General features: G+C 62.2%; 14 protein-coding genes. 5 read left to right on the forward strand and 9 right to left on the reverse strand.

From position 1 onward, the window contains the following. The first annotated feature begins 18 nt into the window (after positions 1 to 18). The 4 genes from sufU to O3932_RS04595 all read left to right on the forward strand — a co-directional run bounded on the left by sufU (position 19) and on the right by O3932_RS04595 (position 5,171). Positions 19 to 495 (forward strand): Fe-S cluster assembly sulfur transfer protein SufU, encoded by a 477-nt coding sequence (gene sufU / locus O3932_RS04580; RefSeq protein ID WP_009649025.1) that lies wholly within the window; start codon positions 19 to 21, stop codon positions 493 to 495. Between the two features lie 10 nt (positions 496 to 505). After that, positions 506 to 940, forward strand: a complete 435-nt coding sequence (locus tag O3932_RS04585) for a metal-sulfur cluster assembly factor (RefSeq protein WP_371536558.1) — start codon at positions 506 to 508, stop codon at positions 938 to 940. Between the two features lie 185 nt (positions 941 to 1,125). Continuing rightward, the gene (locus tag O3932_RS04590; protein WP_371536561.1) at positions 1,126 to 4,398 is read left to right on the forward strand and encodes a helicase-related protein; all 3,273 of its coding nucleotides are present in this window, start codon (positions 1,126 to 1,128) and stop codon (positions 4,396 to 4,398) included. Next, on the forward strand, positions 4,395 to 5,171 hold the full coding sequence (locus O3932_RS04595; protein WP_371536563.1) for a DUF4391 domain-containing protein: 777 nt from the start codon (positions 4,395 to 4,397) through the stop codon (positions 5,169 to 5,171). Before O3932_RS04590 ends, O3932_RS04595 begins: the two co-directional genes overlap by 4 nt. 7 nt (positions 5,172 to 5,178) lie before the next feature. Here O3932_RS04595 and O3932_RS04600 read toward each other — a convergent pair whose 3' ends face one another. Genes O3932_RS04600 through O3932_RS04615 form a run of 4 tightly spaced genes read right to left on the reverse strand, consistent with a single transcriptional unit; the run spans position 5,179 to position 9,840 of the window. Then, entirely contained in the window at positions 5,179 to 6,864 is a 1,686-nt protein-coding gene (locus O3932_RS04600) for an AMP-binding protein (RefSeq protein ID WP_371536566.1), read from the reverse strand. Between the two features lie 52 nt (positions 6,865 to 6,916). Next, a complete protein-coding gene (locus O3932_RS04605) occupies positions 6,917 to 7,813 on the reverse strand; it encodes a neutral zinc metallopeptidase (RefSeq protein WP_371536569.1) in 897 nt (298 codons plus the stop codon). Positions 7,814 to 7,828: 15 nt separating this feature from the next. Next, positions 7,829 to 9,154 (reverse strand): tRNA guanosine(34) transglycosylase Tgt, encoded by a 1,326-nt coding sequence (tgt, locus tag O3932_RS04610; RefSeq protein WP_296504428.1) that lies wholly within the window; start codon positions 9,152 to 9,154, stop codon positions 7,829 to 7,831. Then, positions 9,151 to 9,840 (reverse strand): queuosine precursor transporter, encoded by a 690-nt coding sequence (locus tag O3932_RS04615; RefSeq protein WP_296504427.1) that lies wholly within the window; start codon positions 9,838 to 9,840, stop codon positions 9,151 to 9,153. Before O3932_RS04615 ends, tgt begins: the two co-directional genes overlap by 4 nt. A gap of 141 nt (positions 9,841 to 9,981) precedes the next feature. Here O3932_RS04615 and O3932_RS04620 point away from each other — a divergent pair, with 141 nt between their 5' ends. Next, positions 9,982 to 11,595, forward strand: coding sequence for an ABC-F family ATP-binding cassette domain-containing protein (locus O3932_RS04620; protein ID WP_371536572.1), 1,614 nt, complete (start codon positions 9,982 to 9,984; stop codon positions 11,593 to 11,595). Between the two features lie 131 nt (positions 11,596 to 11,726). Here the strand turns inward: O3932_RS04620 and O3932_RS04625 are convergent, their stop codons facing one another. From O3932_RS04625 to O3932_RS04645, 5 genes are all read right to left on the reverse strand, one after another. Continuing rightward, positions 11,727 to 12,524: an amino acid ABC transporter ATP-binding protein gene (locus tag O3932_RS04625; RefSeq protein ID WP_371536575.1), complete on the reverse strand. Its 798-nt coding sequence runs from the start codon at positions 12,522 to 12,524 to the stop codon at positions 11,727 to 11,729. Continuing rightward, a complete protein-coding gene (locus tag O3932_RS04630; RefSeq protein ID WP_371536577.1) occupies positions 12,521 to 13,480 on the reverse strand; it encodes an amino acid ABC transporter permease in 960 nt (319 codons plus the stop codon). The genes O3932_RS04625 and O3932_RS04630 overlap by 4 nt, the downstream gene beginning before the upstream one ends. 7 nt (positions 13,481 to 13,487) lie before the next feature. After that, positions 13,488 to 14,435, reverse strand: a complete 948-nt coding sequence (locus O3932_RS04635) for an ABC transporter substrate-binding protein (RefSeq protein ID WP_296504425.1) — start codon at positions 14,433 to 14,435, stop codon at positions 13,488 to 13,490. Positions 14,436 to 14,535: 100 nt separating this feature from the next. After that, complete coding sequence (locus tag O3932_RS04640) at positions 14,536 to 15,471, reverse strand: ABC transporter substrate-binding protein (protein WP_371536580.1); 936 nt, start codon at positions 15,469 to 15,471, stop codon at positions 14,536 to 14,538. A gap of 144 nt (positions 15,472 to 15,615) precedes the next feature. Then, entirely contained in the window at positions 15,616 to 16,311 is a 696-nt protein-coding gene (locus tag O3932_RS04645; RefSeq protein WP_371536583.1) for a DUF4191 domain-containing protein, read from the reverse strand. Position 16,312 lies beyond the last annotated feature (1 nt).

Genomic DNA, 16,312 nt, shown 5'->3' on the forward strand with positions numbered 1-16,312 from the left:
CCTTTGAGAAAGGTAGCTATGGGTAGTCTCGAGCAGTTGTATCAGCAGGTGATCTTGGACCATGCGCGTGAAAAGCACGGGGAGGGAGACCCCTCTGGGCAGGACGCGTCCTCTCACCAGGTGAATCCGACATGCGGCGACGAGGTCACTTTGGGCGTCACGCTGGACGGCGACTTCCTTGCATCAATGCAGTGGGATGGCGACGGTTGCTCGATCTCGCGCGCCTCGCTGTCCATGATGACCGACCTGACGGAGGGCAAGTCCGCTGAGGAGATCAGCCGCCTCTATCGGGACATGGAAGTCATGATGCATTCGCGTAACCTGGGCGTCGACGACGAGATCCTCGACGAGCTGGGTGATGCGGCCGCTTTGGAGTCCACGTCTCAGTTCGCGAACCGCGTCAAGTGCGCGCTGCTGGGCTGGTACGCCCTACGCGACGCGTTGGCCAAGTCCGGTATCGATATTTCCGCTGCGGGCGAGCCCGACGAGCAGTAAAGGAATCGCTATGAATAACCCGATGGCTCAGACTGAGCCTGTCGAGCAGCGCTTCGGCGTGCCCGCCTCGAACGAGGCGGCGCAGTCGCCCGAGGCCACCCGCCAGATTGACGGCACCGACGTCATCGAGCAGGGCACCCTCGCTGCTGAGAACGTCCTGGAGGCCCTCAAGGACGTTATCGACCCCGAACTGGGCATCAACATCGTTGACCTGGGTCTGGTCTACGGCGTCGTCATCGGTGCTGAGAACCAGGTACGCCTCGACATGACGCTGACGTCCGCGGCATGCCCGCTGACCGACGTGATCGAGCGCCAGGCGCAGACCATCCTGTCGGGAGTCACCGACGAGGTCCAGATCAACTGGGTGTGGATGCCGCCGTGGGGTCCTGACCGTATCACACCGGATGGTCGTGAGCAGTTGCGCGCAATCGGCTTCAACGTCTGAGATGCCTTTGCGCGCAGTGTCCCCGGAACCGCTCGGTTCCGGGGACACTCGTATGTAATCCCGCGGTCACTGGTCCCGCGCCTCCCGTTCTCTTCTGCGAGCGGCTCCAGTGTCGCGTGTCCCGTTCCCCATGATGGTCCGGTAACCTAATGTGCGTCACGGCATGAAGGAGAGGGGCAAAGCCCATGGAGATTCTCGACAACACCGAGGGCAAACGCCTGGTAGACGCCCTGCGTGCCAACCTCGATGACGAGGCGAAACTGTCGATTATCAGCGCGCACTTCAGCCTGTTCGCCTTTGGAGAGCTGCGCGAGGAGCTTGAACGCCTCGACTCCGTGCGTTTTCTGTTCAGTGAACCGACGTTTATTCAAGACATGGGATGGGTCGTGGGGGCACCGGAGTTTGATATCGCGCGACGTGCGCAGGGGGAGAGAGAAAAAGCGCTCGCTGACTCGTCCCTGGAACTCACGCTGCGCAACAAGCTCAGCCAGCGTGCTCTCGCGCGGGCGTGTGCATCCTGGCTGAGGGAGAAGGTGACGTTCCGCTCCGTGCAGCGCGAGCACATGCTTCAGTTGACGCCCAGTTACATCGTCGAGGACTCCGCCAAGAGTCCCCATCTGTTGACGGGACAGGGTGCCACCTTCACCCTTGAGGGACTGGGAGTTGAGCGTCGTCCGGATACGCTGACGATGATGACCCATTGTGCGGGGGATGAGGCCAAGGCACAGGTTGAATTTCTTATGGCGACATTCGAGTCCGTGTGGGCCGATGATACAAAGACCTGTGATGTCACTGAGCAGATTGCTCACCAGGTGGAGGCTCTCTACACAGAGAACGCTCCTGAGTTCATCTATTTCCTGACCCTGTACCACATCTTTCGGCGGTTCCTCCTGGAGAACCAGGATCACAATCCACGTGAAGACACCGGTTTTTTCGAGTCGGTGATCTGGGGCAAACTCTACGATTTTCAGAAGGACGCCGTTATCGGGGCGATTCGTAAGTTGGAAAAGTATAACGGCTGCATCATCGCCGACAGCGTTGGCCTGGGCAAGACATTCGAAGCGCTCGCCGTCATTAAGTACTACCAGCAGCTCAACAAGAACGTATTGGTACTGTGTCCGAAGCGCCTGCGTGAGAACTGGACGCTGTGGACGCAGACGAGCGATGAACGTAATCCCTTGGCTGCGGACCGATTCGCCTACAAGGTGTTGAACCACACGGACCTGTCGCGTCGCCGTGGCAAGAGTGGGGACATCGACCTGGAACACCTGCAGTGGGGGACATTCGATCTGGTTGTCATCGATGAGAGCCACAACTTCCGCAATAGGAGTGTGACCGGGGCGAGCACGAATCGTTACACGCGCCTGATGAACGAGGTGATCCGGGCTAACGGACGCACGAAGGTGCTCATGCTGTCGGCGACCCCGATCAATAATCGTCTCACCGACCTGCGTAACCAGATTGAGCTCATCACGGAGGGTCGCGATGATTACCTCGAGAAGACCGATGGCATCGTTTCCATCGATGCGGTGATGCGACTGGCACAAAAGCGCTTCAACCTGTGGAGTTCGCAGGCGCATGGACGTCACACGACGGAGAGCTTCGCCGAGTACGTCAACGCGGACTATTTTGCGCTCCTCGACGCCCTGACGATTGCGCGTAGCCGCAAGCATGTGGCGAAATACTACGGCACCGAGACGGGGACATTCCCCACCCGCCTCACTCCGCGCAATGTCCAGGTGCCCATTGATTCACGCGGCGAGCTGCCTCCCATCGGGCAGCTCTACGATATGATCAGCGATCTGAGTTTCGCCCAGTATCAGCTTTTGTCCTACGTGCGTGAGGATGCGCGGCCTGCCTACGAGGCCGACTACCGAGAGGGTTTCGGCAATGATTTCGGCAGTGAGCTGCATCGTACGAATGCGGTCGCCGCGCTGATGCGTGTGAACCTCCTCAAGCGCATGGAGTCTTCCGTGAGCGCTTTCCATTCGACACTGGACCGCGTGCGCAGTTCTTGCGCCGACATCCTGGATCGACTCGCGGCGCTTGACGCGCGCGATGCTGTCGATTCTGTAGCAGTGGGATACGGGATTGAGGGCCTTGAGGACGGCCTCGATGACCGAGATGCTGAGATGTTCGAGGTCGGGGCGCAGATCCGCGTCGACTTGCGCGATGTGGACCGCGAGGCTCTGTCCGTGGACCTCGTACGCGACATTGCGATTCTCGACGAACTGGTTGGTTACGCCCGGGCAGTGACCCCGGATCGTGATGCCAAGCTCGGCGCGTTACGGACACTGATCGCGGAGAAGACCGGAGCCGGCCAGATTAACTCGGGTAACAGAAAAGTACTCGTCTTCAGCGCTTTCGCTGACACCGTTACCTATCTCTATGACCAGTTGGCACCGGATCTGCAACGGAGCCACGGCCTGACGTGCGCGCAAGTGACAGGCACTCGCAATCGAGTCACGGGAAAGCGCCGGGCGCGTGGTGGCTTCGAGGATATCCTCGGTCGTTTCTCGCCGCGTTCGAAGGAAACCAATGCCCTCGCGGACCGTGAGGGCGAGATCGACATCGTCTTCGCAACGGATTGCATCTCGGAGGGGCAGAACCTCCAGGACTGCGATTGCGTGGTCAATTACGATGTGCACTGGAACCCGGTTCGTATCGTGCAGCGTTTCGGCCGCGTCGACCGCCTGGGCTCGACGAATGAGCATATCCAGATGGTGACCTTCTGGCCGGACGTCGACCTGGAGTCCTACATCAATCTTGAGTCGCGTGTGAAGTCACGCATGGCTCTGGGCGATGCGAGTGCCTCCGGCGAGGAGAATCTGCTCACCCCATCGGAGGATATGAACGACCTGGAGTATCGCTCGGATCAGTTGCGCACACTGCGCAGTGAGACTCTTGACCTCGAAGACATACGGCGGGGAATGTCGATCACGGATTTTGCGTTGGATGATTTCCGAATCGAGTTGGAGCGCTACATGAACGCGAACCCGGGCACACTGGAAGGCGCGCCAACGGGCTTGCACGCGGTCGTGTCAATTCCGGATGACCTGCGCTCTCACGTGAGTCCGGGAGTGATCTTCTGTCTCGAACAGCGTGCAGGTGGTAGTGACGCCAGCCGTGCAAACGCTCCGCTCTCTCTTATTTACGTGCCGCGGGACGCAGCAGGCGCGCGGACACTATCCAACCCAACGCGTTCCCTGGACCTGCTCAGGCGGCTGTGCGAGGAACACCATGAGCCACTGGATGCCCTGTGCGCGCAATTCAACCGAGCCACACGTGATGGTGAGAACATGAGCGAGTACTCGGCGCTGCTGACCGAGGCCGTCGCAGCGGCGATCAGGCAGGGAGAAGAAGCAACCCTCGAATCGCTGTTCACGCCGGGAATGATTGCCCAAGGAGCCTCGTCAGAAGTAGACTTCTCCCTGGTGAGCTTTGTGGTGCTCCTGTGAGTTCCATCGACTGGGGGTCGACACTGGCCCTGCCGCCCGGCGTCCGTCGCTTCGAGCGCACGATTCCCACAGATGTGCTGCTGCGCGAGGTGGACCTGACGCGCACGCAGCGCGAGGGCCTGGGCAAGATTGAGGGGCTGACTCTCCTGGGAGTCGCACAGGAGACCACGACTCGCATTCCCGCGACAGCCGCGACGAATCGTCGTATCGATGCGGTGTTATTCTTGCGTGCATCCCTCGGAAAGACGCGAGCGTTCGAGTCGACTGCCGCTCTTGTGCACGGCTGCTTCCCGCATCCATCACTCCTGATCCAGGAAAACGCCCGTGGCGACGCCTGTCTGTCTGCAGCGCTCACGTCGCGCCGGAAGCGTGCGACGGGATTGACCGTCGACGCCATGGAGGTGGACAGCAGCATCGGTGTGTGGCGGCGCACGGAGCAGGGGAAGGCCTTCCTGTCCTCGCTGGCTTTCGACACCCTTGATCAGCGTTCGCTGGCTCATATGATCGAGGACATCATGGCGCGAATCCGCTTGGCCCGTGTCGCTCGCCTTGCTGGCTTTTATCCGGATCCGAGTCTGTGCCGGACCTCGGACGTGGTGGCGTTGATTGAGCGCTTGCTCGAGTGCCAGAGCAGGCAGGATCGACTGCGTGCCCAGTGGAAGGCACACGGAACCACGCAACGCGAACGCCTACAGCTACGAATTCCCCTCAGCGAGGCGATCAATCAGACGAAGACAGCGATCAACGAGCTGACGAGGTATTGCGGCCGTTGACGCTTGCTCAGCGCCCGAGCTTCTCGCGCACGACCTGGGCGACCTTGCGGCGCAGGATCTTGCCCATCGGGTTGCGCGGCAGCTCCGCGATGAACACGATCTGGCGGGGGAGTGCGTAGTGAGCAATGGACTTTTCGGCCCACTGCCGCACCTGCTCCAGCGTGAGGCGCTGGGCACCTTCCTCCATGATGATAGCGGCGGTGACCTCTTCGGTGGCGTCCGCGACGGGCACACCGACGACGGCGACATCCGCGACGCCCGGTAGTGAGCGGATTGCCGCTTCGACCTGGGAGGGATAGACGTTGAAGCCGCCCGACAGGATCAGTTCCTTCTTGCGGTCGGCCATGGAGATGAAGCCGTCGGCGTTGACGCCGATGTCGCCGGTCTTGAACCAGCCTTCCGACGTGAAGACGCGCGCGGTTTCCTCGGGTGCGTTGAGGTAGCCGTCAAAGACCTGAGGGCCTCGCACGATGATTTCGCCGGGCTGCCCGTCCTCGACGTCGAGAGTATCGTCCTGCAAAGAGACCAGGCGCAGCTGCGTGGAGGGGAAGGGGACGCCAAGCACGCCGTGACGGCGTTTGGCGGACAGAGGAGCGCCGGTGAGTACGGGAGCGGTTTCGGATAGGCCGTAGCCCTCGACGATGAGGCCGCCCGTGGTGGCCTCCCAGTCATCCGCGAGCGCGGTCGACAGTGGCATGGCACCGGCTACCGAGTATCGAATGGATGAGAGATCGGTGCCGGTCTCCTTAGCGCGCGCCAGGATGCGTTCGAACATGGGCGGCACGCCCACGAAGAAGGTGACGGGTCGGCGCTTGTGCGCCTCGAGGGCCATCTGTGCGTCAAACTTTGGCAGCAACACCTGGGTGGCTGCCTTGCGCACGGACGCACACAGGAAGAAGGTCAGGCCGAAGGCATGGAAGTAGGGGAGCAGTGAGAAGAAGGTCTCGGCCCCTTCGTGCAGCTTCCACACCCAGAACATGCACTGGTTGACATTGACACCGATATTGCGGTGGGTGAGGGGCGCGGACTTGGGTACGCCGTTCGTCCCCGACGTGTGCAAGATGACGGCACGGTCACCGGGTGAGGGCAGCGGGTGGTCGGCGTCGATGGGGCTTGACGAGGCCGTGGCGCGGTCCCAGGAGATGGCACCCTTGGGCGCGGGGCCGCGCAGTTGCGCGCGCATCTGGCGGGCGCGAGGCACCGGCAGGCTCAGGAGGAAACGCTGCGAGGCGGGCATGCCGTGCGAAATGTCGACCGTGAACACCGTGTTGAGACGATCCAGGGGAAAGGACTCCACGCACTTTTCCCAGACGATGGCGACCCGGCCACCGTGGCGCTCCAGCTGGCCCGCGATCTCGGCGGCCGGTGCCAGCGGGTTGTGCTGGGCGGCCACCGCTCCGATGCGCATGCACGCGTAGAAGGCGACGAACGCCTGCGGGCAGTTCGGCAGCGAAATCGCCACCGTGTCCCCAGCACGTACCCCGGCCTCGTGCAAGACGCGCGCAGCGCGCAGCACCTGGTCACGAACCTGCGCGTAGGTCGTCGTGGCACCGAAGTAATCGAGCGCCACGCGATCCGGGTACAGGCGGGCCGCGGTGTCGAGCAGCTCGTAGAGGGACGTGTCCGGCACGGGCACCTCGTAGGGCACTGCGTCGTAAAAGTCGTGTGCCTGGCTGACGATACTCCGTGTCATGACATCCTCCTGTGATCGGTCTTAACAAGTCTACCGGCGCGCACAACGAGGGTCATACGCGGGGAACATCCCACGTGTTGCACGTCGCAATGCTGCCGGAGTCCAGGCCGGTCTGCAGCCACGTCGCGCGCTGCTGTGCGCTGCCGTGCGTCCAGGATTCGGAGTTCGTCGTCCCCTGGTACTTCGTCTGCAGGCGGTCGTCGCCAATGGCCTCGGCCGTCTGGAGGGCGCCCATGATCTGGTCGGACGTCGGGGTCTGGAGGTAGGGGGTGCCCGTCGAAGGATCGGGGGTGGTGGACGCCCAGTGCATCCACACGCCCGCATAGCAGTCAGCCTGCAATTCGGAGCGAACGCCCGCCCCCTGCGAGCCGGTCTCGCGCGTGTTGTACGTGCGGAAGACACCTTGCAGGTTCTGAATGTGGTGGCCCCACTCGTGGGCGACCACGTACTCCTGTGCGAGCACCGAGTCCGAGGCACCGTACTGAGTCACCATCTCATCAAAGAAACCGAGATCCAGGTACACCGTCGAGTCGCCCGGGCAGTAGAAGGGACCCACCGCGCTCGTCGCCGAGCCGCACGCGGTTGACACACTGTTCGTGAAGATCTGGAAATCGGGGAGTTCGTAGGAAACTCCCGTATGCTGATCGGCCAGCTGAGTCTTCCACACCTCGTCCAGGGACTGCGCGGTGGCCACCATGCGGCACTCCACGCGCTCGTTCGCGTCCGCGCCCGTTTGGCACGTCGACACGTCGACCGACGAGGAGGACGAGGACGACGAGGGGGCCTGGGAGGAGATGAGGCTGGTCAGGTCGATGCCCGTGAGGTAGGAGAACCCCAGGATCAGCAGGACTCCAAGGATTGAGCCGCCACCGGCACCAGCGATCTTCCGGCCAGCGCCGGAGGTACTCACACGCGAAGGATCCAGGTGGATATTGTCGTTGAAACTCATCGGTACTCCTTCTTGTCAGGGACGCCGCCCGGCCTGATAACGGCCCAGCATATCGGAACGGAACGCCTCGAAGCAGCCGTCCTCGATGGAGGCGCGGATAGCGTCCACCAGTCGCAGCGTAAACCACTCGTTGTGGATGGTCGCCAGCGTAGAGGACAGAATCTCCTTCGCCTTGAACAAGTGATGGACGTAGGCGCGCGTGTAATGCGTGCAGGTGTAGCACTCGCAGCCCTCGACGAGGGGTGTGAAATCACGCTTGAAACGCGCATTCGTGATATTGAAGCGCCCATCGGGCGTGTAGATCGCCGCGTTTCGTGCCACTCGCGAGGGGTTAACACAGTCAAAGGTGTCGGCACCGGCTGCTACACCTGCGAAGAGATCCTCGGGCTCGGAGATACCCAGCAGGTGGCGGGGACGGTCCTCACCCAGTTCCTCGCACACCCACGACACGATCGTGCCCAGGTTCTCCTTCTCGAGCGCTCCGCCCACGCCGAAGCCGTCGAAGCGCTGGCCGTCCACCTCCATGTCGGCCATCGTGCGCGCTGCCTGGCGACGTAGGTCCTCCCACTGGGCGCCCTGGATAACGCCCCACAGCTGCTGGTAGGGCTTGTGGGAACGCTCCTGCGTGAGGCGCTTGTGCTCGGCCAGACACCGCGCGGCCCACGCGTGCGTGCGCTCGAGCGACTCGACCTGGTAGCCACGCGGGTGCAGCAGGGACGTCAGCTCGTCGAAAGCGAACATGATATCGGCACCCAGCTGATGCTGAATACCCATCGACACTTCGGGGTTGAAACGATGCTTCGTGCCATCGATGTGGCTGGAGAACACGACGCCATCGTCATCAACAACAGCATTTGACGCTTTGATCGCCTGCATCTGGACAGCCGGGTCGTTGGGGTCGGCCTTGCCGGAAAACTCCTGGGAGAGAACCTTCTTGAAACCCGCACCCAGAGACAGCACCTGGAAGCCCCCCGAGTCCGTGTACGTCGGACCCGCCCAGTTCATGAAAGACGCAAAGCCGCCGGCGTCGTCCACAATGTCGGAACCCGGCTGGAGGTAGAGATGATAGGCGTTGGCCAGGACGGCCTGTGCACCGAGGCTACGCACCATCTCCGGAGTCAGTGCCTTCACGTTCGCCTTCGTGCCCACGGGAATGAACGCCGGGGTACGGATCACGCCATGCGCGGTGTGGATGACACCGGTGCGCCCGAGGCCGCGGTCGGCACCCAGGCGAGTGCCGACCTCGAACCCGCGGTCGGGGCAGTGGGTTCCCGACGAGGCCGTGGCGTCGAAGGGCGCACACTCCTCGGGGGAAGGAGCACTCAGCCAGTTCGCGTTCATCGATCAAACACCTCGTCTTTCTTCAAGCCTTCAACGCGGCGGATGGCAGCGATCACGGGATAGGTCACGGGCAGGAGGACGACTTCGAGGAGGACCTTGTAGAAGTAGCCGGTGACCGTGTAGTTAACGAAGTTACCGAACGTCATTTGCCCGTAGAACAGAATCGTGCAGAACAGGATCGTATCCGCGGCCTCACCGACGATCGTCGAGCCGATCAGGCGCGCCCACAAGTGCTTGGTACCCCAGCGGCGACGGATCCACACGAGCACGTAGGAGTTGAGGAGCTGCCCGGCCAAGTAACCCGCGAGCGACGCGACAACCGCACGCCATACGACGCCCAGGACCGCCGCGAAAGCCTCCTGGTTCTCGTAGTCGGGTGCCGGAGGCAAATACTGGACGATGAAGAAAGTGAGCGAAGCCAGGAACGAGGCCACGAAGCCCATGACGATGACCCGCCGCGCGCGGGCAAAACCATACACCTCGGAGAGCACATCACCGATGATGTAGGTCAGAGGGAAGAGAATTGCGCCCCCATCGAAAATCAAATAATGGGTGGAAGAACCCACCATAAACGCCTTCGTCGCGGCGATATTAGAAATAAGGAGCAACGCGACGAACGCGACCGAAATGATGTCGAGGGCGCGCGCGGGGCGCGCCGATCCAGACGGGACCGGGCTATCTGACATGGGTAGAATCCTCACAATGCCGAGATGGAATGGTTATATACACCACCCATTGTGCCCGCAATTGCTGCAAGGTGGGACAACAGGACGGGTCATCGGCCGGGTTGATTCGCCCACAACCGCCCCTCCCTCTACTCTTGGAGCGTGATTAACGTCCAGGACTTCTCTCTGCGAATCGGTGCCCGCGAACTCGTCAACCACGTATCCTTCCGGATCGACAAAGGCATGTGCATCGGCCTCGTCGGACGCAACGGTGCCGGCAAGACCACGACGATGCGTCTCCTCGCCGGAGAAGCCGACCGTGGGGGAGCGGCCGAGTACACCGGCACCATCAGCTCCAACGGCACCGTCGGCTACCTCGCGCAGGACACCCAGGTTGGTGACCCGGAGATGAAGGCTCGCGACCGCATCATCTCCGTGCGCGGCATCGACTCGATCATCGCGCGCATTCGCAAGGCCGAGCACGAGATGTCCACGACCGAGGGCGCTCGCCAGCAGCGGGCCATGGAACGCTACGTCAAGCTCGACCAGCAGTTCACCAACTCCGGTGGATGGGCCGCCAACGCCGAGGCTGCGCAAATCGCGCACTCCCTCGGCCTTGAAGACCGCGTCCTCGACCAGAGGCTCGACACGCTCTCGGGCGGTCAGCGCCGCCGCGTCGAACTCGCCCGCGTGCTCTTCTCCAACGCGGATGTGCTCCTCCTCGATGAGCCGACCAACCACCTCGACCACGACTCGATCATGTGGCTGCGCGACTGGATCAAGACCTTCCCCGGCGGCGTCATGATCATCTCCCACGACGTTAAGCTCCTGGGCGACACCGTCAACCAGGTCTTTTACCTGGATGCCAACCGCGCTCACGTCGACATCTATCACCTGGGGTGGGACGCCTACCTCAAGCAGCGCGAGGAAGACGAGCGCCGCCGCCGCAAGGAACGCGCCAACGCCCTGAAGAAAGCCGAACACCTCAAGGCCCAGGGCGAAAAGATGCGTGCCAAGGCCACCAAAGCCGTCGCCGCCCAGCAAATGCTGCGCCGCGCCGAAGAACTCTTCGCCCAGGCGGGAGGGGAGATCGTCCAAGAAAAGGTCGCGCGCCTGCGCTTCCCCGACCCCGCTCCCTCCGGGCGCGTCCCCCTCACCGCCGAAGGCCTCTCCAAGTCCTACGGATCCCTCGAAGTCTTCACCGGCGTGGACCTGGCCATCGACCGCGGCTCCAAGGTCGTCGTGCTTGGCCTGAATGGTGCCGGTAAGACGACGCTGCTGCGCCTCCTGTCCGGCATCGAGAAACCCGACTCGGGGCGCGTCGTGCCCGGACACGGCCTCAAACTCGGCTACTACGCCCAGGAACACGAAACCCTCGACGACACTCGGACGATCCGCGAGAACATGGCCGAGGCCGCACCCACCCTCGACGACACACACGTGCGCAACATCCTCGGCCAGTTCCTCTTCCAAGGCGACGACGTCGACAAGCCCGTGTCCGTCCTATCAGGCGGAGAAAAGACCCGACTCGCCCTGGCCACCCTCGTCGTCTCCGGTGCCAACGTCCTGCTCCTCGACGAACCCACCAACAACCTCGATCCCGCCTCACGTGAAGAAATCCTCGCCGCCCTGCGCGACTACGAAGGAGCCGTCATCCTCGTCACCCACGATCCCGGTGCCGTCACCGCCCTCAACCCGCAGCGCGTCCTGCTCCTTCCCGACGCCGACGAGGACCTCTGGGACGACAGCTACCTCGACCTGGTGACGCTCACCTGACCTCATCGCGAGCCGTCGCATACCCACTAACCGCGCGCGATCCCCTCAGCCCAGGCGCACCCGCCGTGCCCGAAGGCACCCACGACAAAGGCCGGGACTGGAATGAACCAGCCCCGGCCTCGTCGAATAACTCAGAGAACCTTGGAGAAGAACTCCTTGGTGCGATCCTCCTGCGGATTATCGATCACGTCGGCGGGAGCACCCGCCTCGACGATCACGCCGCCGTCCATAAAGACCACCTGATCGGCGACCTCTCGGGCAAACCCGATCTCGTGAGTGACCACGGCCATCGTCATGCCCGACGCCGCCAGATCCTTCATGACCTGAAGAACCTCGCCGACCAGCTCGGGGTCGAGCGCGGACGTCGGCTCATCGAACAGCATGATCTCCGGATCCATGGCCAGCGCGCGAGCAATCGCGACGCGCTGCTGCTGGCCACCCGAGAGCTCAGCGGGGTAGTGGTCCGCGCGATCCGCCAGCCCCACCCGGTCGAGCAGCTCAAGAGCCTGTGCGCGGGCCTCCTTCTTCGAACGCTTGAGCACCTGAACCGGTGCCTCCATGACGTTCTCCAGAGCCGTCATGTGCGGGAAGAGATTGAAGCGCTGAAACACCATGCCAATGTGGGAGCGTTGCGCCGCAATCACCCTGTCACGGCGCTCGTGCAGGACACCCTTGGAGTCCACACGGTAGCCCAGCATGTGACCATCGACGTACACACGGCCCGCACTGATGTCCTCCAGCATGTTCAGACAGCGCAGCAGGGTGGACTTACCCGAACCCGAGGGACCCAGGATGACGCACACCTCACCGGCAGCAATATCCAGATCGATGCCGCGCAGCACGTGCAGATCACCGAAAAACTTATGGACTCCGCGCACCGCCACCATGGGCGTCGTGCCGGTCGCCGTCTCCAGATCCGTACCCGTCATGGTGTCACATCCATAAACTTGAGCTTGCCATTCATCTCTTTGTCCTCATCCGAGGCCGTGTCGCCCGAGGCGCTTTGCCCGCCCGTGTTATCGCGCCGCTCGAAGCCCTTCGCGAAGTGCTTCTCGATGATCGACTGGATCCACATGAGCAGACTTGTGATCACCAGATACCAGATGGCCGCGGCGATCAGGAGAGGCACCGGGGCAAACGTCGCCTGGCCGCGCTGACGCGCGATGAACGTCAGCTCCAGCGTGAAGGGGATTGCTGAGACAAGCGACGTGGTCTTGAGCATCGAAATCGTCTCGTTGCCGATCGGTGGGACGATCACGCGCATCGCCTGTGGCAGGATAATCCTGCGGAAGATCGTCGCCCGCGGCATGCCCAGGGCCGTCGCCGCCTCCCACTGGCCCTTCGAGACACTCAGCAGACCGGCACGCATGATCTCTGCCAGGTACGCGCCCTCATTCAGACCCAGACCCAGGAACGCCATCCAGAACGGCGTGAAGTAGGTGGCCGTATCGAAGCTGACCTCCCAGCCGAACATCGAACCCAGGAACGGAACGCCAAACGACAGCGACGGGTAGAGCGTGGGCAGCAGCGACCAGAAGATCAGCTGCGTGTAGATAGGCGTACCCCGGAAGAACCAGATGTAGGCCATCGCCACCCAGCGCAACACCGGGTTGACCGACTGACGCATGATCGCCATCGTGATTGCCAGCACCGTGCCGATCACCATTGCGAGAACCGTCAGGATGATCGTGAAGGCCACGCCCTGCATGAGGGACTGGGAGAACAACCACTGGAACACGACGTTCCACTGGTAGTTCTTGTTGGTGACCAGGCCGTGGATGGCCATCGCCGCGAGGATCGCGACGATGATCGCGCTGACCCACCTCCCCGGCTTGGGAACGGGTTTGGCGTTAATGAGTTCAACGCCGTCTTTCATGGTGTCCATACAAACCTCATTCGGTGGTAGCCGGGTTGAGATCAGCCGTCGTCAGAGCGGCGTCCTGCGCGCCGTAGTGGCCCAGGATGTCCTTCAGATAGCCGTTGTCCATCAGGTACTGCATGGCCTTCTGGACCGCCTCAGTCAGCTGGGCGTCGTTCTTGTTGACGGCGATGCCCTGGGGAGCGGACTCGACGACCTCGCCTACCTGCTCCATCTGGCCGCCTGAGAGAGTGACGGTGTAGCCGATGACCGTGGAGTCAGCGAAGGTCGCGTCGTACTGCCCTCCGGTGACCTTGGGTGTGATGTCAGTCTGCTGGTCGTGCGGCATGATCGTGATCTTGTCCAAACCGTCGGCCACGCACTGTGCCGACAGTTCGGTCGCGTAGTCTTCCTGCGCGGTTCCGGTCTGGACGCCGATGGTGGTTCCGCACGGGTTAGTCGGGTCGAAGTTCTTGGGGTTGCCCGCGGCGACACCGAAGGCGGAGCCGACCTCGACGTAGGAAATCATGTTGGTCTGTGCTTCACGCTCGGAAGTGATCGTAAAGGAGGAAATACCCACGTCGAACTTGGTGCCCAGCGCGGGAATAATCGTGGGGAACTCCGCGTGGTTTGTGGTGCCGTCGTTCAGACCCATCACCTTAGCGAGTGCCTTGTTGATATCCACGTCGTAGCCCTGCGCGGTCTGCAGATCGTCGGCCAGGAACTCTGCCGGCGCGTAGTCGGCCGAGGCACCATTGCGCAGGATGCCTCGTGCCTTGACCTCAGCGGGGACCAGGGCGGCGATCTCTTCGTCCGTGGGGATTTGGGAGACGTCGTACGAGGTCGTGGCCGCGCTCGTGCCGGCCGCGCTCGTGCCGGCGTTCGATCCATTGGAGGACGAGGTCGGGTCCGCGCAGGCGGCCAGGGGCAGTACTGCTGCGGCTGCGAGTGCGATGAGAGCGTGTGCCTTCGTGATGGTCATGATGTGCCTTCCGATGGGATGGGGGCCGTCTGCCCCGCTGTTGCTATCATTATGCACCTATATGCATAACAATGCATATTATGCGTTGAGTGTCACGTCGTCAGCCGACCGATGGATTGAGCTGGGCGGTGGTAAGTGTCGCGCTGTCTGCGCCGTAGTGAGCCAGGATATCCTTCAGGTAGCCATTATCCATGAGGTACTGCATAGCCTTCTGGACTGCCTCGGTCAGCTCTGCGTCATCCTTGTTGATGGCGATCCCCTGGGGGGCGGATTCAAACGTCTCTCCGAGTTGTTCGATCTTGCCATCTGAACCTGCAGCGGTGTAGCCAATCACGGTCGAATCGGCCAGGGTGGCGTCGTACTGGCCGCTGATGATCTTCGTGGCGATATCGGTTTGCAGCTCGTGTGGCATAACGGTGATCTTCCCCTTTCCGTCAGCTTCGCACTGCTTCGACAGCTCTTCCGCATAGGTTTCCTGTGCGGTGCCTGTTTGAACGGCGACGGTCGTGCCGCAGGGGTTGGAGGTGTCGAAGTTCTTCGGGTTGCCGGTCGCGACGCCCCATGCGGATCCCACATTCAGATAGGAGACCATGTTGACCTGTTGCTCTCGCTCCGAGGTGATCGTGAAGGAGGAGAGGCCGACATCGAACTTCGTGCCAAGGGCGGGGATAATCGTGGGGAATTCGGCGTGATGCGTGCTGCCCTCCTTGAGGCCCATCACCTTGGCCAGTGCCTTGTTGATGTCGATGTCGTAGCCGACGGGGGTTTGTCCGTCGGTGGCCATGTACTCGGCCGGAGCGTAACCCGTCGAAGCGCCGTTGCGCAGTGTTCCCCGTTTCTTGACATCCTCCGGAACCAGCGCGGCGATGTCGGCGTCGGTGGGGATCTGGGAGACATCGTAGGCCGTGGTGTTCGACGAGGCAGCGGCGTTGCTCTGCGCGCCACTTGTCGAGTTTGTCATCGGGTCGGCGCAGGCGGTGAGAGTGACCACCATCGTCGCCATGGTTAGGGCTGCGAGAATCTTCGTTGTGTGCATGGTTATGTTCCTTGGTATCTGTATTGCTGGCGGTCAGTGATACTGTTTATGCAAACAGACGCATACTATGCATGTCCATCGAGTCTCACATCCTGGATGCAAAAGTGGGCGAGCACATAGTGCTCGCCCACTTGACTGTGTGACTCAGTTGCCGCGCAGTCCGCGCCTCGACGTGCCGCGGACCCTCAGCGGATCGATGCCCTTAGGGATCGGCGGCTCGCCCGAACGTAGTGCATTGATGCGCGCTGACACCTGGGGGACCTCCTCGGCCGTGAGGACATTCTTTAGCTTACGCAGCGCGCTCTGCAGGTCCTTGAGGGGAATCTGCCCCTCGTCGCGGCCAACCTGGATCTGGTGGACGGGAACGTTACGCATGATCTTGGTGATGCGCTTGGACTCTGCGGACAGCAGTGGGCGCACACGAGAGGCCGGACCCTCAGAGATGAGAACGACGCCGGGGCGACCGACGATGCGCCACACAAGATCCTGTTCGCGCGTGAAAGCGACGGGCTGCTCGGGGATAATCCAGCCGCGCTGAATCTGCGAGAGTGCAACCTTGATGGCACCGGTGGTTTCCTCGACCTGTGCGTACAGCGCGCGGCGTGCCAGGAAGCTGAGAAGGGCAAGTGCCGCGGTGATGGACCCCATGATGCCGACAATGAGCCAGCCAATCCAGGAGGTGTTCGTCAGGAACGCCAACAGCATGAACGCGGCGATGACGAGTGCGGCGGTTCCCAGGAGCATCCACGGGAGTGCCGGATATGTGCGTGCGGTCAGTCGGTATGCGTCGAGGATGTTCTGATAGAAGCGCCTCTTCGCGGGGGGATTCTTTTCACTCATA

Origin of the sequence: Pauljensenia sp. 20925_1_25, assembly GCF_041433955.1 — a bacterium.
Taxonomy (GTDB): domain Bacteria; phylum Actinomycetota; class Actinomycetes; order Actinomycetales; family Actinomycetaceae; genus Pauljensenia.